The sequence below is a fragment of the Bombilactobacillus folatiphilus genome (assembly GCF_023380265.1).
Taxonomy (GTDB): domain Bacteria; phylum Bacillota; class Bacilli; order Lactobacillales; family Lactobacillaceae; genus Bombilactobacillus; species Bombilactobacillus folatiphilus.
Map to the genome: position 1 here is coordinate 109,337 of NZ_CP093366.1, position 22,132 is coordinate 131,468.

The 22,132-nt window shown below is 38.9% G+C and carries 18 protein-coding genes; 8 read left to right on the forward strand and 10 right to left on the reverse strand.

Going from position 1 to position 22,132, the window contains the following annotated elements:
- Positions 1-388: 388 nt before the first annotated feature.
- The 3 genes from cls to MOO45_RS00505 are packed head-to-tail and all read right to left on the reverse strand — an operon-like array spanning position 389 to position 3,115.
- A complete protein-coding gene (gene cls / locus MOO45_RS00495; protein WP_249514478.1) occupies positions 389-1,849 on the reverse strand; it encodes a cardiolipin synthase in 1,461 nt (486 codons plus the stop codon).
- An 11-nt stretch (positions 1,850-1,860) separates the two neighbouring features.
- A complete protein-coding gene (locus MOO45_RS00500; RefSeq protein WP_249514479.1) occupies positions 1,861-2,265 on the reverse strand; it encodes a hypothetical protein in 405 nt (134 codons plus the stop codon).
- Positions 2,258-3,115 carry an alpha/beta hydrolase gene (locus MOO45_RS00505; RefSeq protein WP_249514480.1) on the reverse strand — a complete coding sequence of 286 codons (858 nt, stop codon included), beginning with the start codon at positions 3,113-3,115 and terminating at the stop codon, positions 2,258-2,260. The genes MOO45_RS00500 and MOO45_RS00505 overlap by 8 nt, the downstream gene beginning before the upstream one ends.
- 85 nt (positions 3,116-3,200) lie before the next feature.
- Here MOO45_RS00505 and MOO45_RS00510 point away from each other — a divergent pair, with 85 nt between their 5' ends.
- Positions 3,201-3,863 (forward strand): ribonuclease H family protein, encoded by a 663-nt coding sequence (locus tag MOO45_RS00510; RefSeq protein ID WP_249514481.1) that lies wholly within the window; start codon positions 3,201-3,203, stop codon positions 3,861-3,863.
- A 94-nt stretch (positions 3,864-3,957) separates the two neighbouring features.
- Here MOO45_RS00510 and MOO45_RS00515 read toward each other — a convergent pair whose 3' ends face one another.
- Positions 3,958-4,662 carry an MFS transporter gene (locus tag MOO45_RS00515; RefSeq protein WP_249514482.1) on the reverse strand — a complete coding sequence of 235 codons (705 nt, stop codon included), beginning with the start codon at positions 4,660-4,662 and terminating at the stop codon, positions 3,958-3,960.
- A gap of 130 nt (positions 4,663-4,792) precedes the next feature.
- Here MOO45_RS00515 and MOO45_RS00520 point away from each other — a divergent pair, with 130 nt between their 5' ends.
- Positions 4,793-5,308: a PadR family transcriptional regulator gene (locus MOO45_RS00520; protein ID WP_249514483.1), complete on the forward strand. Its 516-nt coding sequence runs from the start codon at positions 4,793-4,795 to the stop codon at positions 5,306-5,308.
- An 83-nt stretch (positions 5,309-5,391) separates the two neighbouring features.
- Here the strand turns inward: MOO45_RS00520 and MOO45_RS00525 are convergent, their stop codons facing one another.
- Entirely contained in the window at positions 5,392-6,363 is a 972-nt protein-coding gene (locus tag MOO45_RS00525; protein WP_249514484.1) for a DUF1002 domain-containing protein, read from the reverse strand.
- A gap of 199 nt (positions 6,364-6,562) precedes the next feature.
- Here MOO45_RS00525 and MOO45_RS00530 point away from each other — a divergent pair, with 199 nt between their 5' ends.
- The 3 genes from MOO45_RS00530 to MOO45_RS00540 all read left to right on the forward strand — a co-directional run bounded on the left by MOO45_RS00530 (position 6,563) and on the right by MOO45_RS00540 (position 12,047).
- Positions 6,563-7,618, forward strand: a complete 1,056-nt coding sequence (locus tag MOO45_RS00530; protein WP_249514485.1) for a D-alanine--D-alanine ligase family protein — start codon at positions 6,563-6,565, stop codon at positions 7,616-7,618.
- A 121-nt stretch (positions 7,619-7,739) separates the two neighbouring features.
- Complete coding sequence (nagA, locus tag MOO45_RS00535) at positions 7,740-8,897, forward strand: N-acetylglucosamine-6-phosphate deacetylase (protein ID WP_249514486.1); 1,158 nt, start codon at positions 7,740-7,742, stop codon at positions 8,895-8,897.
- Between the two features lie 171 nt (positions 8,898-9,068).
- The gene (locus tag MOO45_RS00540; protein ID WP_249514487.1) at positions 9,069-12,047 is read left to right on the forward strand and encodes a BspA family leucine-rich repeat surface protein; all 2,979 of its coding nucleotides are present in this window, start codon (positions 9,069-9,071) and stop codon (positions 12,045-12,047) included.
- Between the two features lie 133 nt (positions 12,048-12,180).
- Here the strand turns inward: MOO45_RS00540 and MOO45_RS00545 are convergent, their stop codons facing one another.
- From MOO45_RS00545 to MOO45_RS00560, 4 genes are all read right to left on the reverse strand, one after another.
- Positions 12,181-14,556, reverse strand: a complete 2,376-nt coding sequence (locus tag MOO45_RS00545) for a BspA family leucine-rich repeat surface protein (protein WP_249514488.1) — start codon at positions 14,554-14,556, stop codon at positions 12,181-12,183.
- 128 nt (positions 14,557-14,684) lie between these two features.
- The gene (locus MOO45_RS00550) at positions 14,685-16,118 is read right to left on the reverse strand and encodes a helix-turn-helix domain-containing protein (RefSeq protein WP_249514489.1); all 1,434 of its coding nucleotides are present in this window, start codon (positions 16,116-16,118) and stop codon (positions 14,685-14,687) included.
- Positions 16,108-17,424: an NAD(P)/FAD-dependent oxidoreductase gene (locus MOO45_RS00555; protein ID WP_249514490.1), complete on the reverse strand. Its 1,317-nt coding sequence runs from the start codon at positions 17,422-17,424 to the stop codon at positions 16,108-16,110. Before MOO45_RS00555 ends, MOO45_RS00550 begins: the two co-directional genes overlap by 11 nt.
- A 26-nt stretch (positions 17,425-17,450) precedes the next feature.
- Positions 17,451-18,788: an amino acid permease gene (locus MOO45_RS00560; protein ID WP_249514491.1), complete on the reverse strand. Its 1,338-nt coding sequence runs from the start codon at positions 18,786-18,788 to the stop codon at positions 17,451-17,453.
- A 179-nt stretch (positions 18,789-18,967) separates the two neighbouring features.
- Here MOO45_RS00560 and MOO45_RS00565 point away from each other — a divergent pair, with 179 nt between their 5' ends.
- From MOO45_RS00565 to MOO45_RS00575, 3 genes are read left to right on the forward strand one after another with little or no spacing between them, the layout of a single operon-like run.
- Positions 18,968-19,453 carry a hypothetical protein gene (locus tag MOO45_RS00565; protein WP_249514492.1) on the forward strand — a complete coding sequence of 162 codons (486 nt, stop codon included), beginning with the start codon at positions 18,968-18,970 and terminating at the stop codon, positions 19,451-19,453.
- Entirely contained in the window at positions 19,450-20,301 is an 852-nt protein-coding gene (locus MOO45_RS00570) for a sulfite exporter TauE/SafE family protein (protein WP_249514493.1), read from the forward strand. The genes MOO45_RS00565 and MOO45_RS00570 overlap by 4 nt, the downstream gene beginning before the upstream one ends.
- Positions 20,301-20,666, forward strand: a complete 366-nt coding sequence (locus MOO45_RS00575; RefSeq protein ID WP_249514494.1) for a DUF1634 domain-containing protein — start codon at positions 20,301-20,303, stop codon at positions 20,664-20,666. Before MOO45_RS00570 ends, MOO45_RS00575 begins: the two co-directional genes overlap by 1 nt.
- 60 nt (positions 20,667-20,726) lie before the next feature.
- Here the strand turns inward: MOO45_RS00575 and MOO45_RS00580 are convergent, their stop codons facing one another.
- Positions 20,727-22,112: a PTS transporter subunit IIC gene (locus tag MOO45_RS00580; protein ID WP_249514495.1), complete on the reverse strand. Its 1,386-nt coding sequence runs from the start codon at positions 22,110-22,112 to the stop codon at positions 20,727-20,729.
- Positions 22,113-22,132: the final 20 nt, after the last annotated feature.

Sequence of the window (22,132 nt, forward strand, 5' to 3'; positions counted from 1 at the left end):
GATAATTATAAAAGTTATTCCTAATTTAAATTTGCTATTCATTTTATTTAAGGCCCTTAATAGAAAAAATCATAATTAATGATATCATTTTCGAATAAAATGAGCAAAAATCAGTTCAAGCTATAAAAATATTTATTAGAATGAGTTTTAAAGACATTTTTATTAAAAAAATAGTATAGAAAATAAGAAACGCCGTTTTGTCAGTCAATTAGCTTTTTGTTTTTAATTCTGGAAGCGTCTCAATGAACCCCAGATTTCAACGTCGACATCTGTCAGAATTTATTTCATAAAAATTAATTTTAATTCTCATAAATTGATGCTTTTAGCAAATCTAATTACCATAAAAAAGCCAACGCTTAAATGCGCTGACTAATGGTATGATTAAATTTTATAAAATGGGTGACAGCAATCGGGAAAATAGTTGTTTGAAATGTAACCATCTGGATTGCTGGTTTATGATCTCCATGGTTAATAAAGTGCAGTGTTTAATATCTTCTTCAAAAATTTTGGTTAACTGCTGACTCACCTTGGTGTCGTATAAAAAAGCATCCGCTTCAAAATTCAAACTATAACTGCGATAGTCCTGATTCATTGAACCGATGGCGCTGATTTGATGATCAAAAACCGCTGTTTTGGCATGCATAAAGCCATTATTATAAATGTAAACCTCAATATTTTTTTCACTCAACAAATTGGCGTAAAATTGCGTTGCGCGGTAAATAAAGGGATGATCTGGTTTGTCAGGAATCATAATTTTGACTTTGGTACCTGAACGGGCGGTCACTAATAAAGCGTCTAGCATGGAATCATCAGGAATTAAATAAGGCGTTTGGATCAAAACACTCTTTTGAGCATTCATAACAAAGCTCATTAAACCGCCCTTCAGAGTGTCGAAATTATTGTCCGGACCGTCAGAAACAATTTGAATCGGCGTGATGTCTTCCGGAACTTCCCAGTTAATTGGGAAATACTTCTCTTGAAATAAAATCTTTTCATGATGGCGGTTAACCGAAGCGTTCCAATCTAGGACAAATCGTTCCTGTAAAGATAAAGCGGCATACCCAACAATCCGAACATGAGTATCACGCCAATAGCCGAATTTAGGCTTCAGTCCCAGGTATTGATCACCAATATTAAAGCCACCTGTCCAACCAATTTTACCGTCAATAACGACAATTTTACGGTGTAAATGATAATTTAAACGATACTTAGTAATAGCATTTTGTGAAGTGATAAATGGCATTACTTGCCCGCCAGCTTCCATTAACGGCTTGAAAAATTTTTTATTGGCACCCGGCGACCCCCAGCGATCATAAATGACGCGCACTTCTAGACCCTCTTGAGCCTTTTGGGTCAGTAATTGCAAGATTTGGCGCCCCAAATCATCATCAAAAAAGGAGTAATATTCTAAATGAATGGTTTCTTTAGCGGCTTTGATATCTTGTTCTAGCGCGGCAAATTTAGCTTTGCCATCCGTAAAAATTTTCGGCTGATTATGAACGGTCACCGGAGCATCTTCACTTTGGTTAAAATAATCAATTTGGCGTTGCGCTTTTTTTGTGGTTTCGTTGGCCGCGGAGGGTCTTTTTTTGGCTAAATCTTTGGATACCATTTGCTTTAAGCGCTCTAATCCCACGTGTTCAGCGTTACTAATGGCAAAAAGATTTTCTTGGGCAATGCCGCGACCGAAGAATGCGAAGATAATGAATCCGATAATTGGCAATAAAATCAGCACAATCAGCCAAGCTAGGGTGGTGCTGATACTGCGCCGTCGGTGAAAAACGGTGATGATTGCGGCAATGGTATTTAATAGAAAAATTAGAATAACAATATTAATAAAAATTTGCATGAAAAAATTCCTTAAGTAAGATTTTTGTTGAAAAATTTTTGTGATAAAGCTGCTTGTGTAGATTCGGCAGTGACTAGAACAGCTTGATGATGGAATTGATCATTGATTAACTGTTGCAGACGTGTCAAAATCTCGGCAGGGACCTCTGTCTTGAAGTTTAACGTTAAAGATAGTTGAGGACTATCAAAATGCTTGATCGTGATCAGACCGATTAATTGCCGTGACTTTTTGGCTAAAACACCCCAAGTGATAGCTTGATTACGCATGATTTGTTGCATAGCCCGATTAATAAAAGCAGACGTTTGCGCTATATCGGTCTGCAAAAAGGTTTGAATAATTTGACCGGGCAGATAACTTAAAAAGTTTAACTCAAAATGAGCGGTAATAATAGGGTGGAAAATTTGTAAATTAGGCATAATCTGACCTGCTAACTGTAAATTCGGGATAAATGAACGTATTAATTTTGTGCAACACATGCTTATCATCATGCATTTTTGAATGTTCACCACTATTGCCTAGCGCGTTATATTCTTGGAATTCTCGAACCTGGTCTTGCAAAATATATTTGATGGAACGTGCGGAACTGACGGAAACGTATTTGTCCGTGTTAGAGTGGTCATTAATATTACCATAAATATTCAAAACCAAGGCATTAGCTGGAATTTTGTGGCGGTTCAAGTACATCCACAAATACTTGGGTGTCATAAAAGCAGGTTTACCAGAAGCATCCAACGGATTAATATTGGGTAAATCACCAAAAGCAACCAAACCGTCAAACGGTCCCGCAATTAAAGCTAATCGATTAATCTGCGGCAATGGTTGATTGTACGTATGAATTAACTGCGAAATGACAGCCACTGCCCCTAAAGAATGAGCAATCGCGTTATAATTTTGAAAATGGTAACGTTGGCTGAGATCATTCAGAATTTGATTGAACCAACGCTCCATAAGCGCTGACGGAATCCAGCGATCTTGAAAAATGAGTTGTACTATGGGATAACGGGCAGTAGACCAGTAACCAGAATAATTGATTTTGCTATGCCAATCCACGGTGGCACGCAAAAAAACGGGTGATCCTGTCACTTTTTGGGCAGAACCAACCATTTTCTCAGTGGTGTAATTACCACCACGAAATCCGTGAATGTAAAAGGTTGGAATTTGTTCTTGACTAGAAGTTACGGAAATAGTCTGGTCTAATTTACAAATCGGAATTGTGGCTGTTTGTTTATTATCTAGTTGCTGATGCAGATATCGCCAAGCGCTCATGCTTTAAGTGTCCTCTAATTGAGTAAAATCGCTATTCAATATCATACAGGTTCTGAAAGGGTAATTCTAGTTACAGGAGAAAAATATGAAAAAATATTATGCTGTGAAATCTGGTCGTCAGCCGGGAATTTATCAAACTTGGGCGGATTGCCAGCGACAAGTCACGGGCTTTTCTGGTGCCCAGTTTAAAAGTTTTGTGACTTTAGCCCAAGCGCAAGCGTTTTTGGAATCAGACGGTACTAAATCCACGGCCTCAACTTCCGCGCCGACACCAATAATTCAGTTATACACTGATGGTGGGACGCGCAATACGGGTAATGTCCATGGTGGTCACGTCAACGCGACGGATAAAGCTGCTTGGGCGTATCTGATTGTGACGCCGGCTCAGCGTTATTCAGATAGTCAAGGTTGTTTGGGTGCAACCAATAATCAAATGGAATTGCTGGCTTTATTGCAAGGGTTGAAGCAATTAATTAACCTCAATTTGCAGTATGAAGCAATTTTGGTTACTATGGATTCACGTTATGTGTTGAATGCGATTAACAAGCATTGGCTCCAAAATTGGCAACGTCGAGGCTGGAAAAAAGCTGACGGACAACCAGTTTTGAATGTACAGTTGTGGCAAGCGTTCGTCAAGCTTTTACCGACTTTTCCACGGATTCAATTTGTTTGGACGAAGGGGCACGCAGATAATGCCGGGAATGTGTTTGTGGATCGGTTGTTGAATAAAACGATGGATGATATGTAAATAAAATAGAAGGTTACTTGTTAAATTTATATTAACGGCGATCCTATTATTTGATAAAAAAACTCTACCAAAATTGATTGGTGGAGCTTTTTTATCATGCTTTATTGCCACTACTGTCTTTTTTCTTTGGAAAAAGTAAGAAAGAAAAGATAGATATTGCTACAAAAATAATGGAACTGGAATATAACTTGATGAAAGCTTTATTGTGCTGACTAAGTGCGTAATTTTTGATTTTTTGAATCACATGATTGATTTGGGCATTCAGTTTGGTGACACGTTGCAATACTTTTTTTCGAACTTGTTGTTTAATGACTGCAGCTTGTTGTGGTGGTAAATTCGGTTGTTGCTGGATAACTTTATGATAATTGTGTTCAACGAGTTCTTTTTTATCTTCTTTCGTGAAATGTTTGGTATTGGTATTAGTCTTGTTACTGCTTAGGGCAGCAACCGATTTCTTAATAATTACTTTTTGCTTTGCTTGAGGTACATCTAGTGTGGCAACTTTTTGATGAATATAGTTAACAGAATGATCATGTGCTGTATTTAAGTTGCTATATAAGCTAGTTACATAAATAGCAACTGCTAAAATCGTTCCGACTTGGCGCAAAACGCCAGCGATACTTTGCGAAGCTGTCAGGAGTTTACCTTCAAAATCTGAAGCTGCTAGCAAAGTTATAGGTCCAGCAATAATGCCATAACCCGTTCCCAAAATCAAACAAGTTCCGACAACGACGGGGTTATTAGTCATATCTATATGTGCTAACAACACGTAAGCAATGAGCAAAAGATTTTTTTTCATAATAAGATCCCTTTATTCATATTATTAATATTAATAAAGTTAATATAATCAATCTATCTTGGGATGTCAATAATCTAGTTAATTTTGTGGTACGATTGACTTTAATAAAATTATTCGGTGATGGTGGCATATGAAGGGCAAAGATATTATTTTAGGTATTTTGAGTACGTCTGATAAAACAGGTTATGAAATTAATGATATTTTGCAAAATCAGTTATCTTATTTCTGTGATGGTACGTATGGCATGATCTATCCCACGCTCAAGAAACTAGAACAAGCTGGCTCTATTTCGAAGCAAGAAATTATTCAATCCGGTAAGCCTAATAAGAATATTTATTCGATTACCGATAAAGGGCAAAGAGAATTTGCCGAATATTTATCTGCTGATGTGGCACCATCAACTTTTAAATCTGATTTCTTGCTCCATTTATTTTTCGGAGCCGATTTACCAAAAGAACAAGTAGAGAAACTTATTAAAGAAGAATTAGCTAGAAAAAAAGGGCAGTTACAACAATTGCTAGATAACTATCAAATGTGGCAGCAACAAGGAATCTCACAAACGCAATTAATTACGGTAAATTATGGAATTGTTCAATATAAAGCAGTGATTGAATTTTTGCAGTCACAGCTGGATGAATTAAACTGAAAAAAGGATTGACGCCGATAGAATATCGACAATCAATCCTAAATTAAGTTATTCAATCTTTCTTTAATTTGTAGGTTGCTTTATTATTGTGGTTGATTCTGATTACCACCAAATAAATGGCTAAAGAAATTAGTAATGCTGGTCCAAATTTGCTGGAGCAGGTTCTGATTTTGCGGTGTATTCACTTTGTTAATAATGGCTTGAGCATGACTTTTGATATCAGAACTTAGTTTGTTGGCTTGTTGTTTGAAATTGCCATTTTTTAAAGCTCCCGAATCGCGGACTTGCACGAGCAAATTAATGATTTGCTGTTTTTGATTAGCAGTGATAATGTTTTGCAGATTGTTACTTTGAATCGTGTTATTAACGATATTGGTAATTTGGTTCACCGTGATGTTGGGACCAATCTTCGCCATTTGACTTTTGGCTTGCGCGACAGCATTGTTGAGTTGCGTATCACTATAGCCATTTTGGCTTTTATTTTGTTGATTAATTTGACTGAGTGTGTTCATTTCATTTTGAGCTGCGGCAACTTGATTTTCATTTAAGTGGTCACCATTTTGTGCAAAAGCAGCATAAACTCCGGCTAAAGCACCCGAACCATCAATCGGGGTGGCGGAGGTGACGTAAATATTAGCGTCACTGATCCCGGCGGTTAAGGCAGCGTTACGATACTGATTTTCTGTAATTGTAGTGATGTTATTTTTACCATTATATTTCAAAATTTGGACGTTAATTCCGGATCCCTTGGCAGTTTTCTCAATTAAGGCTGAGGACCAAACTCCAGAATTATTTGTAAAATTATCACCAGCAGGATTGAGATACTGCACTAAAGTAGCGCCAGTAACGGTGAGCTTTTGAAAGTTCTTGTTGGCAATCTGATTCGATAAAACATCGATGGTACCTTGACGTTGACTGGTGGATAATGAAGTTCCTAACGTCATGACCGGTGTATTCCAATTTTGATTATCATCCGCGCGCACAGGATTAATCCATATTGAAAAACTGCTAATGGCCAAAGTCAGGATGGTGAGTAATGAAACTTTTTTGTGCATAGTTTGATCCCTCCTAATTAGGAAACTAGGTTAATTATAGCAAGATTATAATAAGGAAACCACTTACAGAATTCAAAAGTCGTGTAATCTTCATTATTAAGATATTTGGTTAAATAATCTGTTAACGTTTTAAATATGTTATACTTTAGGTTCTGGAATTGTTCTTAAATAATCCTAAATTCAATTTAAGGAGAAAAAAATGAAAATTGTAGTTTTATCTGGCGGTCGCAGTACCGAGCGCAATGTCTCACTATCTTCAGGTGTCAAGATTACGAATGCTTTACGTGGTAAAGGTTACGAAGTGGCGTTGGTTGATTCATTCTTGGGGCAAGCCTTAGATCCGTCGCAATCAGTGGAGGATTTGTTCTCCACGCAATTGGCTGACGAAAGTAATTTGGTAATTGCTGACGAGGTCTTGACTGATGACAAGATTAACGCTTTGCGGACCGATGGCACACGTGGCTTATTGGGTCCTAACGTATTAAAAATTTGCCAAGCAGCTGATTTGGTTTACCTTGGTTTACACGGTGAAGATGGCGAAAATGGTAAAATTCAAGCAACATTGGATGTCTTTGATATTCGCTACACTGGCAGTGGTCCACTGGCTTCAGGTTTAGCAATGAATAAGAAGTTTTCCAAAGAAGTCTTCATGCAAAATCAGATTCCGACAGCCCCTTATATTACGACCAAAACTGCCGACGTGGACGAATCCGCGATTACGTTTGGCTTCCCAGTCGTCGTCAAACCAGCTAATGGTGGTTCTAGCGTGGGGACACATATTGTGCAAAAGCATGCGGATTTAAAAGAAAGTCTGCTTGATGCCTTTAAGTTTGATGATGACGTTTTGATTGAAAAGTATATTAAGGGTCGTGAATTTTCGGTTGCCATTGTGGATGGAGAAGTTTTGCCACCAGTTGAAATCGTCGTGACACAGGGTTGGTACGATTTTCAACATAAATTTCAAGATAATAATCAAACACAATTTATCACACCGCCAGAATTGGATCACGAAACGTTGGAAGCTTTGAATAAGTGGACGAAGGCGACCTTTAAAGCTTTGAATATGGAAAATTATGGTCGCATTGACTTCTTGGTTAATGACGAAGGCGTGTATGTCATGGAAGCCAATTCTTTGCCGGGGATGACGCCGCGGTCGTTGATTCCTCAAGAAGCTGCTGTGGTCGGTATTAATTACGCGGATTTGTGTGAGAAAATCATTCAAAGCAAATGGCGTTTTTATGAAGATCAAGCTTAATTTGTTTTTAAGAGTGTAATCAACTGTATCGGGTTGGTTACACTTTTTTGTTGGCCAAATGGGAATGTTCGTTTACTTTCTTAAAAGAGATGAGTAAAATTAGAATAAAACGGGGGAAATAGTGATGAAATATATTCATGCAGCAAAGTTCTTTTTAAAGAATACGACTGAAAATGGTGGTTATTTGGAAATTACGAATGACGGGAATTTTGGTCAGTATTTGCCCGAAAGTCACCGTCCAACGAGTGAAATTTTGGATTATCAAGATCAGTGGATTGCGCCGGGGTTGATTGATACGCATATTCATGGGATTGCGGGTCATGATGTTATGGATAATGATTCTGAAGGTCTCAATGAAATGTCTGAAGCTCTGTTGCGCTGTGGGGTCACATCTTGGATGCCAACGACAATTACTGGTTCTAAGCAACAACTGCAGGATATTTGTGCGACTATTGCCGCTAGTCAAGAGCAACTAACAGGCGCAAAAGTGGCTGGAATTAATTTTGAAGGACCATTTTTCACGCCTGAACATAAAGGGGCGCAGAATCCAAAGTATTTTATGGATCCTGATCCTGAAATTTTTTATGATTGGCAAGACGCTGCCCAAGGATTATTACGTCAAATTACGATTGCGCCGGAGCGTCATGGTGCGGTGGAATTCACCGAAGCTATCAGTAAAACGGGTGTGGTTGTGGCTTTGGGGCATAGCTCGGCTACTTTTGAACAAGCCAAAGCTTGCGTGGAAGCTGGCGCAACCACTTTTACACATACTTATAACGGCATGAGTGGCTTGAGTCACCGTGAACCTGGTATGGTCGGGGCGGCGATGAGTTTGTCTGAAGTCAATGATGAACTGATTTGTGATGGTCATCATGTGTATCCTAATGCTGTCAAAATTTTGTTAAATCAAAAAGGCTCCGAACATATTATCCTGGTCACTGATTGTATGTCCGCAGGGTTAATGCCTGATGGCAACTATATGCTAGGTGAATTGCCCGTGGTGGTGGCTGATGGGACAGCGCGACTCCAAGATGGGGATCACAATTTAGCGGGGAGTATCTTAAAATTGAACGATGCGATCAAGAATTTAGTTGATTGGAATTTGGTTACGCCTCAAGATGCGATTGAGATGGCGACGGATACGCCTGCTCGAAGCATTGGCATTGATGATAAGGCCGGTGCCATTTTACCTGAACATCCCGCCGATTTTATTGTGTTGAATCCAAAGATGGAATTACAGGCCACTTACTTAAATGGTCAGCAACGTTATCATATCTAATTTAAAATAATTATCATCCGTCCATATCTCATTATGGGCGGATTTTTTAGTTTAAATGAGGCAAGTTATATGAGTTAATAAAATCACAAGTCTAAATCTTTGCTTTTGACCCATTTAGTAAGCTAGATTGAACATGTGTCATTATGCAGATTTTTAAAGGGGGAAAATACAGTGAAGCAAAAGTTACATTATATTGTTACTTTATTGACCTTAGTAACGGTATTTGGTTTTATCGAAGGTCTTGGGGGGGAAAATGTGTCTGCAAAGACGACCATTCCTGATCCGCCGTATAGTAGTCAAGTCACAACATTAGGGGATAATTTTACTGTTAATAGTAATAGTGCTAACAACGGTAATATTATGTTGGCTGGACATACTGAAGTGCAGGTGATGAGTCAGGGCGAAAATGCCATGGCTAAGTCGATGTGGAACAAAACACCAATTGATATTAAAAAGCCGTTTACCATCAACTTTCAATATTATTTAAATGGTGCTGGTCCCACTAAAAGTGGTGATGGTTTAACTTTTACTATGCAAAATGAAAATCCTTATTTGCTCGGACATGCAGGTGAAGCGATTGGTGTTTATGGGGCTTTGCGTAATAGCAGCACTTATCAACCGGCATATAAGCAAGGATTGACGGTGGAATTTGATCCTAAATATAACGATGATGCAAGTGATAGTGACTTAAAGATGGATTCTAATGCACCTAAGAATCATAATCATGTCGCCATTACGGATGGATCGGTGACCAATGTTGGTGACCATTTTGCAATTAAGCATTTGGCGGTTTTGTATGATCCAAGTATGGTATCGAATGTTTGGAAGCAAGTTGAAGTACACTGGGAGCCTAATTTGGCTGATAATACTGGTACTTTGACCGTTTCGCATACAGATACTTCTCATTTTGCGGAATCGGGGTCGTTAATGCCAAGTACGCAGACGATTGCTTACACCAAATCGTTGAGTGATTTTAATTCGAGTAAGCCGATGTATTGGGGCTTCACCGCTGGTACTGGTGATAAGACGATGACCAGCGCCATTGCATTGGATAAGGTTGATGTCAAACCTGTGGTTAATAAAACCGATCCATTAGTGACGAAGAAGATTCGCAATGTTACGCAGGGGACTGATTTTAGTTCTTCTGAAGTAACAGCCAATCCGGGTGATACTTTAGAATATCAAGTGTCCGTTGATAATAGTCAGGCTCATGGTCTCAAAGAAACTTGGAACGGTGTTAATTTGACAGAAAAGTTGCCTACCGGCTTAACTTCACCTTTAGACGGGGGTCAAAACATCAGTTTACCAGCATTTGATGTACCATTTGGCAACAGTCTGGTAACCAAAACTTATCGTGTGAAGGTTAGTTCTAATGCGACGTCGGGTCAAACTTTAAAGAGTGAGACAGACTTATTCGGACAGAATTGGCCAGCAAAGGGGAGTGTGGTTTCTGCAAGCAATAATCCAGAGATTAAGATTCAAACGAAAGTACAACCTTCTAATCCCTTGATTAAAGAAGAGGTTCGTGATGTAACCGCCAAGGGAGCGTATACGACCGATCAAATTTCTGTAGTTCCTGGCGATGAGTTGCAATATCGCATTACGGTCGATAATAGTGATGGTCACGGGATTCAAGAGACGTGGAATAATGTTAATTTTAGAAATAATTTACCTGACGGTGGCTGGTTGACATGGAATAACCAAAATGGGAATCCTAAGTTAACGGCTAAAGGAGACTTAGGTGCGGTACCATTTGGGCAAACGAAGTCTACAACTTATAAAGTAAATGTTGCAAAAGATGCTGCCGTTGGGTCATCTTTTGCCAGCAGATTACGTGTTGGCGGTGACAATTGGCCAACTAATGGAAAAAGGTTGAAATCAACTAATAGTCCAATTGTCAAAGTTAAGGCTCCGATTTCTAATCCGAAAGTTGTTGAATCTGTGCGTAATGAAACGACAGGTGATGGCACTTTTTCGCAAGAAGGAGTGAAAGCTAAACCAGGTGACGTATTAGAATACCAAGTTTCAATTGACAATAATCAAGAAACGGGGATTCAAGATACTTGGAAAATGGTGCAGTTAACGGATCAATTACCTAATTGGTTAGAAAATATGGGCGATGGTAGCCATGTAGCCCAAGCCTATGTTGGTGATGTGCCATTTGGTAATACACCAGTAACTAAAATTTATCGTGTCAAAGTCTTAGAAAATGCCTCCGATGGTCAATCTTTTACTAGTAAAGCAGTGGTCAGTGGTATCAATTGGCCAAAAACTGGTACAGTTGCATCGACTACTAGTCCAAAGGTGACAGTAGATACAACAACCCCTTGGTGGGATATTACCAAGGGCGTTTTGACAATTCATAAACATGCAATTGCCGACGATGAATTGAAGGATAATGCCGGGCAAGTTACAAGAGAAAGTTGGCCTTGGGATCAAGAACGTTCTACCATTCGGAGCGTCCAAATTGAACCTGATGTGACCGCCCAAACTTCATTAAAAAATATGTTTTCAGATATGCCTAATTTAATAGATGTTTATGGTTTAGGAAACTTACAGACTAGCTCAGTGCAAAATATGTCTCAGATGTTTAAAGGAGACACTAAGTTGAATAAGCTAGATTATCAAACTGACAAATTGATTAATCATTTTGATAGTAGCAAGGTGACAGATTATAGTAGTATGTTTGAAGGATGTCAGAAGTTAACTAATTTTGATGCCACCAAGTTGAATGTTTCTGGAAATGTGGACATTTCCAGAATGTTCTATGATTGTGCTAATTTGTTGCAATTAGATTTAACTGATTGGAATTTGGTTTCTGCGAAAGAAACGAATATGTTGACTAGCACAGTCGATGCGGATCAACCCCTTACAGGGCATGATCCTATTAAGTCTCATTTGTGGAAAATCACTTTAGGTTCTAATGCGCGTTTGAATAGTGATTGTGGTTTGGCGCCAGCGCCAGATGATCAGAATCCATTACCTGAAAATTCTCAATTTTATAGTAAAGATGGGACTTGGACGCTAGTTACGACGAGTGATGATTATCGTCCAGGTACAAGAATTTATACATTTAGTCAGATAATAACTCTATCTTCCCAGTATCATTTCAATCCTTATGTCTTTGTTTGGACCCCGATACTACGTTAAACAAAATTAGATCGTCTTTTTATACAAGTAAATATCCACAAAATGAATTATCAATTTTATTTGATTTCCATACAAGAGATGTCATATAAAAGTATACAAAACAGCCACCAGCTATGAACTGGTGGCTGTTTTATTAAATATTCGTGGTTGGATTAGTAACTGAGTTTGTTAAGGTATATACCATGGTGGCGGTGTAAGAACCACTGTGGGGAACATTGCTGGCATCTAATTTAAATGGAATGGAGGTCCAACTGTGAGAATATGTGGAGGCATCGCTGGTTGGTGGTTCCTTAACGCTATTTTCATACATAATCCCGGAATTATTATTTGATAGTCGATCATTGAATAATAATTGTGGTGTAAAGGAAATGGTCTGATTTGTATCAAGTACAAAAGGTGAAAGACTGTAATTAATCGTAAAACCACCTCGGACACGGGGATCTCTTGTATCATTAACGCTAATGGCAAACGGTTTTTCCTTGTCTGTCGATTTGGGAGTTAAATTGTCTAGAGGTTCATTCATGTAATGACTTTGAAAGTCTAAATCACCTGGATATTGTGTCAAAGAGATAGTTCCCTTAGTTTGTCGCCAGACGTAAGTTTTGGAACCAGCTAACCGATCGTCGTCTAACACGGCAACTCCACTCTCAAATGAAGTACCATTAGGTTCGTGATCACTACCCCCAGCTTTATCCTGCCAACCACCGTTAGAAGTATAGGTTGTAGGAAATTCAGCAGAAGTATTTAATGAATCAGCACCCAACATTTTACCAGCCGGTCCATCGTTTAATTTGGCCACAGAATTACTATCTCTAAAATTAGTTTGAGATCCTAAAACTATTTTCCAGAGATTACTGTCACCTTGAAACATCTTGTTGTATGAAATATTGCCACTGGAGTTAGACGACGTTAAGTTCATGGGACTAATGTCTAGGGTATGCAGGTTAGAGCAACCACTAAACATGGAGTTAGCATTGTTTAAACTAGTTTGGTTAGTCATAGGATCGTTGAATTGCCAATTAGTTAAATTCAAATGAATTAAATCAGAACAATAGCTAAACATACTATCCATATTTTGAACTTGAGAGACGTTCCAGCTATTAACATCTAGATATTGTAAACCGGTAGATGAAAACATAGATTGCATATTCGTTACCTTAGCAGTATCCCAGTTTGCCAAATTAGAAATATCACGTAAACTAGAACAATTTTCGAAAACAGCCCCCATATTCGTTATTCCACCAGTGGACCAGTCTTCAAGTCCATTAACTTTTGTCAAATTAGTGCAATTATAGAACATGTCAGAGATATCAATAACGTTATCAACCTTAAATCCTGTTAAATTAATTGTTAAAAAACTAGTTCCCGCAAACATATAAGAAGTGCTTGTGACCTGGTTAGTTTGTAGGAGTGCAAAATTGTAGTCATCATTAGGTGGTTCTGTCAAGGCAGCATCATACTGGAATAAACTTTGAAAAGAGGTAACGTGAGAAGTATTAAAACCTAAAAAATTGTGAGCATGATCAAAAAATTTAACTGTCGAAATTTGACTTTCAGCAAACATACTATACATGTCTGTTAAAGAATCAGTTTGCCATTGACTCAAGTCTAAACTGACAGGTGCGGATGCTTGCTGAAAATATTGGTAAAACATAAGGCTCATATTTTTTACATGTGTGACGTTTAATTTATATAAATTGATTAATTTAATACTATTATTGGCAAACATATCTTGCATGTTAGTGACCTTAGCAGTATCCCATACATTATCCTGTGGCTGAAAAGTGATTGTTGGACTGGTGGTATCATTTAAAGCACTATTACTAAACATATAACTCATATCAGTCACAGAATTAGTCACAAAATTTTCAATTCCGTTTATGCTGGATAACGCATAATCACCATAAAACATTGCTTTCATACTGGTCGCACCCGTCGTGTCCAAATTATTTAAACCGGAGATGGTGGTGACTGAGTTTAAACCGCCAAACAAGTATTCTAAAGATGCATTCTGATTTTTAACAGTTAAAGGTGTATTTATTTGAATAGAATTTATTGTGAGACCAGCTTCCTGTTGCCAAGGCCATATTCTAGACGAGGAATAACTGGATGTATCATTACTGTTACCACTATTAGTTTTTTCCGTAGTATCCTCATCATAACTTAAGCCTTCACCATCAGGACCATTTTGGTTGATTATCAAGGTTTCACCACTAATATACCACCAACTGCCATCTCTTAAATTTAGTTGCTGTTGGAAATTACTGACAGGATTAACGGAAGGATTTGATGGTGGATCATTGGTTATGGAATCTTGGGTTTCATGAGTTGATGAAAGGGGCTCAACAGGCTGAATTTGCATTTTTGTCAAAGAAGTTTGAAAATTTTGACGAGATTGATCAGAAACTGGCGCTGCTTGTACTTTGGATAAGGGCAGCAAACTGACGATCAAAATCAAAATTAAAGCTAAATTGAAACTATTTACTAATAATTGACGCTTATTATGCAAAATAAATCCCCCATCAGAATTAATAGTTGTGACTAATAATCACTATTAGTTAATTCTAACAAGGTGGTAGATGAGCATCTTGCCACTTTTTGTATAAAAATATAATTATTTGACAACTTATTTAAAACTTAAGCTAATTTGTGAATCAAACGCTTAACCTCACTTAAATCATAAGCTGAATTGACTTCGGTGATTTGATAAATTGGTGCGTCTAACTGTAATTGCGTGTTAGTGATAACCAGATCATATTGATGTTTGGCGTTAAAAGTTTCTACTTGCACACCGTTGAGATTCTTTAATTGGAGCGCCAAGATTTGTGCGGCCTCTTCTTGAAAGGCACCTTCTAGATTCAACGCAACACCGAGGCGAATCGTATGGCGAATTGCCAAATCAACTATCATGATAATGCTGGCGTAGCGCACGAGTGTCATTTTTTGTACACTAGAACTCGTTTGCAGTTGTAATTCAGATTGCATTATGGCTGACAAATATTGCGCATGCTGTTTAATGCCATTGAGATAGAGATTGTGGTCCAGTTGGTCGACAATTTTTAAATTATAAATTTCAAAATCACCTTGAAAAAAATAGAGTTTCATATGCATTTGAGTTAAGTAATAAAGACATTTGGTTTGTAAGTCTGGTTCAATATGCGGCTGGTCATAAAATTGTGCAATTTGGTGAAATAAACGTTCGTTGCAATGATCAACCAGTGTTTTTGCACCGGTAGTCGCTTGATGTTGAACAAAATCAGTTTGCTCCAAAATCCCCATACTCTGGAAAAAAGCAAAGTGAAGCATAGTTTCTTCAGGGCGCAATTCCAACGCATAAAAACTGTTAATTCGTTGCATGAGCGGGCGCAATTTTTGGTATAAAGGTTCTTTTTGAAAAGGTTGAAATTGCTGAGCAAAGGCGCCAAAGTTGATTTGAGGATTATTGATGCGTTTTTTGGTAATCCGCAACCAAAGTAATAATTTTCGGCGGGTTGTTTCGGTCAAAGTGAGTTGTAATCCTCGGGTTAAATCTTGGATAATATGCTGTTCTGAAGGTGTTATCTGGTCGAATCCTTGTTCTAAGCCCCAAAATAAATTGAAGTAAAAATAACGAATTTGACTTTCATCGCCGCATAATTTGCCTTGCCAAATCCGCAAACTAAATTCTTGCAGTGACACATTTAACTCTTTGATTTTGCGAGAGATTGAAGACTCACTCATGGACAAATCTTGCGCTAAAACAATCAAATTCAGTTCTTGCTTTTTAAATAGTGTCAGGAGAATTTGATATTTACTAGAGCTTAGATAAATTTTTTGTTCTAATGCTTTTAACGACAATTCGGGCGGCTTTTGAAAAGTTAAGGTCACGCCGTTATAAGTCAGTTGGCAAGCAGGTGCAAAATCCTGCAAAGTTTGCGCCGTTTCTTCAATATAGTTTTCCAAAGATTTTTTGGATAAATGTAATTGTTGATACATAGCCTTAGCGTCCATCGTGCCCCCAGCATTAATAAGCAATTTGACGAGTGTCACTTCTTTGGCTTCTTTAGTTTTAAGCAAATCCTCATAACGCATCGCTACGGTCACTTCCTAACGATAATCTATTTAGTGGTTCGCTGAGATTCGTGAATTCTGGTTGAAAAAAATAGTCGCTTTGCATTAATGCTTCTAAAGTCAACCCTTGTTGAATCGCTAAAGCGGCAGGATTAATTTTGGCGAGGCAATTGACTTTGGACATGATTTGCAAGCCTAATAATTGATGGGTATCTTTGGTATAAATCGCTTTGTAATACATTGGTTGAGGATTCAACAAGGAATAATTTTGGCAGAAAATGTGACTGTCAATGTCTGATTGAACACTAAAAGCATTCGCTTCCAACAGACCGCTACTAGCCAAATACCAATCAAACATTTGCGTGCCCACAGTTTTAACGCCACTGTTGCACGGAATTTTTGCCTGTTGCAAATTATAGGCCGCCACTTGTCCTGATCTGAGTGCATGAGTCACTTGGGCCAAGTATGGTCCCAGCTCGTTTGGTTGTTGTGCAGGTGCGTGAATCAAGTCACCGATCGCAAAAATATCGGGAATGGAAGTTTCTAGATATTGATTGGTTTGTAAAGTGTTATCCACGTTCAAGGCAAATTGCTGAGTGAGCTGATTTTTGGGTGGATGCACATTCACCGTTCCAAAAATGTAATCACTTTGGATATCATTTCCATTGACTTGCACGGCAAAACCGTCATGTTGTTTGATCTGTTTGATGGTTGTATCAAAATAAAGTTGCAATTGTTGTTGAGTTTGTAAATCCCTAATAAAGGGTTGCAAAAAATCTTGATCGAAGTATTTGAACAACGGATAACTGGCAGTTTCAATTAGATTGACTGCCTTCTGGTTGGCAATTAAAGCGCTAGCGAGCTCCATCCCGGATTGGCCTGCACCAATAATTGTTAATGTTTGAGCTTTTTGAATGATTTTCAGAGCTTTTTGGGCTCCCAGATAGGTTTTGAAACTAGAATTCCAGTCGGTACCGTCTAGATTAATATTTAACGATTGTTGTTCAGAACCCATGGCCAAAACTAATTTGTCATAAGAGTATTGTCGTTGATCAGTCGTAATTTGATGATGTTTGGGATCAATAGCAATTAATTGTTCCTGCAAATGTAAATCAATTTGGGCTGCTGCTAATTGTGTGGGCGTGACAAACACGGCATCTTCTAAATGCTCGACCTTATGTCTGAGATAAAGCACCAAGCCACCGGGAATAAAGCCGAGCGTGGGGCTACGTTCAATTACGGTGATTTGTGCGTGAGGATATAGCTGTCGAGCTTGGCGGGCACAACTGATACCTGCAAACGAACCACCAATAATAAATAATCGCATCTCTTTTGAACTCCTATTTCAAATAGCTAACGCTTGACTACTTTGAAACTAAGCAAATAAATCAATACAAACCAGATTAAAGTTAAGACTGTGGTGCTAGTTGTTTCAGGAGTAAATAAAAGAATCAAGAAAATTAAAAACATAAAGATAATCGTTAAATAATCAGTTACGGGAGCGCCAGGCATTAAAAATTGTTTCGAGTTGGCGCTCAGAAAATTATTTGAGGAACGGTATTTTGCATGTGTGAGCATTAAAAACATGTAAATTACCAAAAAGCCCGCTGAAGCAATGGATGTGATAAGTTTGAACGCACCCTGCGGGGATAAATAATTGATGATGACGACTAATGCAACTAAGAGCGTGGACAAGGAAATGGCGCGCATGGGAATCTGATTGCGATTCAATTTGCCCAACCAACTGGTGGAAGGACACATTGAATATAACATGCGTCCAGTCGTGAAGAGGGAACTATTCAGAGATGAAGCCGCGGCCGTCAGCACGACAAAATTAATGATGCCAGCAGCTGCCTTGATGCCGATTCCCCCAAAAACTTGGACGAAAGGAGAATGACCAGCACTATAATTAGGCCATGGTTGAATGATCATAATCGCTGCCAAGGCGCCAATGTAAAAAATTAAAATTCGCATGATCACAGAATTAATGGCATGTGGAATATTGGTGAATGGATCTTTAGTTTCCGCCGCTGAAACACCCACGAATTCTACGCCTAAGAAGGAAAAGAAGGCCATCTGAAAGGCTGAAATAATTTCTTTAGGGTGACCGGAAGAACTGCCAAAGCGCCATAAATTGCTGAATTGAACATAGCCGTGATTTGTTTTGGTATGCAGACAAACCATAATCACAGCGACGGCAATAATTGCCAAAATCGCGACAATTTTAATAAGTGCGAACCAAAATTCTGTTTCTCCGAACGCTTTGACGGCAATAATATTAATTAAATAAAGAATTGCCAAAAAGGCTAATTCCCAAATCCAAGTGGGAATATGGGAAAACCAAAACTGCATATACGTTCCGACTGCAGTTAGTTCAGACATGGCAATGACCAACCAGCCTAACCAGTAAGTCCAGCCCATGATGAAACCCGTACGATCACCTAAGTATTCTTTGATAAAATCAACAAAAATAATTTTTTTCGTGTCAGATAGTAATAATTCGCCTAAAGCACGCATCATTAAAAAGACGAACAATCCAGTAATTAAGTAAATGACCAAAATCAATGGTCCTGCTTTATGAATTGATTCTCCCGATCCTAAGAATAGTCCGGTACCGATTGTGCCGCCTAAAGCAATCATGCTCACATGACGTGAGGATAAAGTTCGTGCTAATTCATCTTTTTGTGCCATTACGGTTCTCCCCTTACTGTAAAAGCTCTCATTTATGTCTAATTATTTTAAGCTGTAATAATACCATAAAAATTATAACTTGTTAAAAAAGTTTGAAGCAAATCAGTCACGCATTGATAGATAATTGAATCCACTAAGGTGCAGTAGTATGATAATTTTATTAATAGAAGGGTCTTATTATGGAAATTACAACGAAACAATTTCAAGATAAAATTCAAAATCAAGATTACCAAAGTTTTACACAAACAGTTAAAATGACCAAAAGTTTAGCCCAAAGTAAAATTGCCGCTGCGGTACAAACAAGTTGTGAACAGTTGAGTGAAGCTTGTGATAGTGGCTATTTGGCACAAGGAATTTTAGATTTTCAAGGCTTAAACTTCCCGGTGACTTGTTCCATTCAAATGAGTCTGATTAATTTGCCGTGGGTCGATAGTGCGAAGGTGAGTCACTTTTTGGATGCTGACGAGAAGCGGACATTGCACGCCTATCTTGTAACAGATTGTGAATGGATTAATGTTTCACATTTGCGTATTGATGAGGTGGCGCAAGATCCCAGTAATCTCATGGATTGTCAGCAGTCAATTGTGGAGATGATTACCGCTAACTTAAAGCAAGCGATGGACAATCAAGAACAAGCTGCCCAAGCTTCTGAGGATCAAAAATGATTGCAAATTTGTTGTTGATGTTAGTAACGGGTCTCTTTGCAGGTATTTTAGGCTCGATTTTAGGTATTGGTGGTGGCATGATTGTCACGCCGATTTTGACGATTGCCATGGGCTTGGATATTAAATACGCCATTGGAACCAGCATTATCGTGGTCATTGCGACAAGTTCGGGGGCGACGATTTCGTTTTTGAAAGATGACATGCTGAATTTGCGTGTGGCGATGTTTTTGGAAATTGCGACGACAGTTGGTGCCGTTACAGGTGCGGCGTTGAATGGTTGGATTCCCAAATCAGTCTTGTATGTGTTGTTTAGTCTGTTGTTGTTGCAATCCTGTTATAACATGGTCAAAAAGTTGTTGAATAAGCCAGCTACTGCGGAGCAAGCTGTGATTCAGCCGGACTATCTTTCGCAAAAATTGCGCTTGAACGGTAGCTATTATGATAAAGCGCTCAAGCAAAAGGTCGATTATCAAGTTAAAAATGTACCGGGTGGCTTTTTGATGATGCTGGCAGCCGGGCTTGCGAGTGGCTTGTTGGGAATCGGGAGTGGCGCGTTCAAGGTAATTGCGATGGATAACATCATGCGCATGCCGCTCAAGCCGTCCAGTGCGACGAGTAATTTGATGATGGGCGTGACAGCGGCGGCCAGTGCGACGGTATATTTCTTTAATGGGACTATTTTGCCAAATATTGCAGTGCCATTAGCGTTGGGCGTGGTGTTTGGCGCCACGATTGGCAGTCGAATTATGCAACATCTGCACCCGAAAGTGATTCGGATCATCTTTATTCCCATTCTGCTGTATTTAGGTTTACAAATGTTTTTGAAGGGATTCGGGGTCAACATTTGATGAAAAAAGATGAAATGTGCGATATTGAATTATTAATCGGTAAAATTTTACGTGTGGGCGTCATTGTATCCGTTGTCGTCATGGTTTTAGGGATAGTTTTGATGCTGGTACAAGGTCAAGGCGGTTATGCGGCTAAGACTTATCCTACGACTTTTGCGGCCATTTTCCGCGGCGTTGTGCAATTAAAACCATATGCGGTGATGATGTTGGGAGCGTTCTTGTTAATCTTGACGCCAGTTTTACGGGTGGTTGTTTCCATTTATGCTTTTTTGAAAGAAAAAGACTACTTATATGTAGCGATCACCACCATTGTTTTAATTATTTTAGCCATTGCGATGATCGGTGGTTATTTTGCCGGACACTAGAATTTTCTTAATTTAAGCACAAAAATAGTCCTCAAATTCGAGGACTATTTATTTTGCTATTTAAGCCTTTAACGGATTGTTCTTTTTCATCATTTTGAGGTACCAGATGAAGACGAGTGCGTAAACCACGATGGCAACCACGGAAATAATCAGTAACTTGACATCCCAAGTTTTGACCGTTTTTCCAAACAAAATCGCCAAGAACTTCTCAATCGGATCGGAATCAATGGAACTGAACGTTTGCCCCTTAGAGAGACCCTTGGGGAAATTACCCATGGAAATCGAAGTGGCGGTAATAAACTTGGAAATTGCGGTAGCTCCCCAAAGGTATAGCGGAACTAAAACGGTGCCAATAATGGTCATTCGAATCACTCGCCCGCGCGTCACCAGCAATAAAGCCGGTGTTAAGACGGTCAATATGATGCCACCGAGTGGCAAAACTTTATTACCAGGTAAAATCATGGCAATCACTAACATAATGGGCGCTAAAATATTGGCTACCGCCCAAATTTCGGCCCGTGAAGCCAGAATCGGCCAATCAATGGCGACGAACAGTTTGCGCCCGCGCAGACGTGAACTCATGAATTGTTGAATTCCCCCGGATAAGGGTTCAATGGCGGGACCAAACCAGTCGCCCACGGCACCAAATAATTCTAGCGCTACCCCGGCGGTAAAGGCTAATGAACAAATATTAGCAGCACTTTGTTTGCCTAGAAGACCAATGAAAATCCCTAAATAAGCGCCAATGGCGAATTTGCTACCCCAAAAGCCGATTTTTTCGTTTAAAGTATCCGCATTAAAATCGAATTTATCCACAAAAGGAATTAACCAATCAATTAATTTATTCACAATCATGGCAGTCGGCATAATTAGTAACGATGGATGCGCCGTGGTCGTGATGTTATTGTCGTCATATTTCAACAGATAATTAATGGTGGGTTTGATAGCATCAGCATTAAAGAGCATCAACATCACAATCACCACGACGAACAATGAGGTGATCCACAGATTATTGCCCGAATAATGGTGAATTAACAGCCCTAGAATCGACACGTTCCAGATATTGAACATATCAACATTTAATGTATTGGTGCATTTTAAAAAGAGCATCACCAAATTGGTTAAAATTTCTAGAAAAGCAAAATAAAGCGTATAGACGGATCCCCAAGTGATGACAGCCAATGGTGCCCAACCTAAGTCAGTGATCGTCAGGTTAACGCCGGTCGATTTGACAAAAGCATTGAGCGCCGGACCAAAGGAAGTCGTCAGTAATGAAATGACGGCGCTCATTCCGGTTAATGCGGTGGCCATACGCAAACCACCCTCGACCGCCTTGGAGAATTTTACCCGAAAACATAGTGATAGCAGCGTAATGATGAAAAACATCATTGCCGCGCCACCTAAACCGATAAAGAAGTTAAAACCAGCACGAATTGTATCAAGCATGACATTACTCCTATTCTTTG

Excerpts from the sequence above, each read along its gene's own strand:
- MOO45_RS00575 (WP_249514494.1), top strand. The coding sequence starts at position 20,301 with ATGAAAAAAGATGAAATGTGCGATATTGAATTATTAATCGGTAAAATT.
- MOO45_RS00505 (WP_249514480.1), bottom strand. The coding sequence starts at position 3,115 with ATGAGCGCTTGGCGATATCTGCATCAGCAACTAGATAATAAACAAACA.
- MOO45_RS00525 (WP_249514484.1), bottom strand. The coding sequence starts at position 6,363 with ATGCACAAAAAAGTTTCATTACTCACCATCCTGACTTTGGCCATTAGC.
- MOO45_RS00560 (WP_249514491.1), bottom strand. The coding sequence starts at position 18,788 with ATGGCACAAAAAGATGAATTAGCACGAACTTTATCCTCACGTCATGTG.
- MOO45_RS00580 (WP_249514495.1), bottom strand. The coding sequence starts at position 22,112 with ATGCTTGATACAATTCGTGCTGGTTTTAACTTCTTTATCGGTTTAGGT.
- MOO45_RS00510 (WP_249514481.1), top strand. The coding sequence starts at position 3,201 with ATGAAAAAATATTATGCTGTGAAATCTGGTCGTCAGCCGGGAATTTAT.
- MOO45_RS00530 (WP_249514485.1), top strand. The coding sequence starts at position 6,563 with ATGAAAATTGTAGTTTTATCTGGCGGTCGCAGTACCGAGCGCAATGTC.
- MOO45_RS00550 (WP_249514489.1), bottom strand. The coding sequence starts at position 16,118 with ATGCGTTATGAGGATTTGCTTAAAACTAAAGAAGCCAAAGAAGTGACA.
- MOO45_RS00565 (WP_249514492.1), top strand. The coding sequence starts at position 18,968 with ATGGAAATTACAACGAAACAATTTCAAGATAAAATTCAAAATCAAGAT.
- MOO45_RS00500 (WP_249514479.1), bottom strand. The coding sequence starts at position 2,265 with ATGCCTAATTTACAAATTTTCCACCCTATTATTACCGCTCATTTTGAG.
- MOO45_RS00520 (WP_249514483.1), top strand. The coding sequence starts at position 4,793 with ATGAAGGGCAAAGATATTATTTTAGGTATTTTGAGTACGTCTGATAAA.
- MOO45_RS00555 (WP_249514490.1), bottom strand. The coding sequence starts at position 17,424 with ATGCGATTATTTATTATTGGTGGTTCGTTTGCAGGTATCAGTTGTGCC.
- cls (WP_249514478.1), bottom strand. The coding sequence starts at position 1,849 with ATGCAAATTTTTATTAATATTGTTATTCTAATTTTTCTATTAAATACC.
- MOO45_RS00570 (WP_249514493.1), top strand. The coding sequence starts at position 19,450 with ATGATTGCAAATTTGTTGTTGATGTTAGTAACGGGTCTCTTTGCAGGT.
- MOO45_RS00515 (WP_249514482.1), bottom strand. The coding sequence starts at position 4,662 with ATGAAAAAAAATCTTTTGCTCATTGCTTACGTGTTGTTAGCACATATA.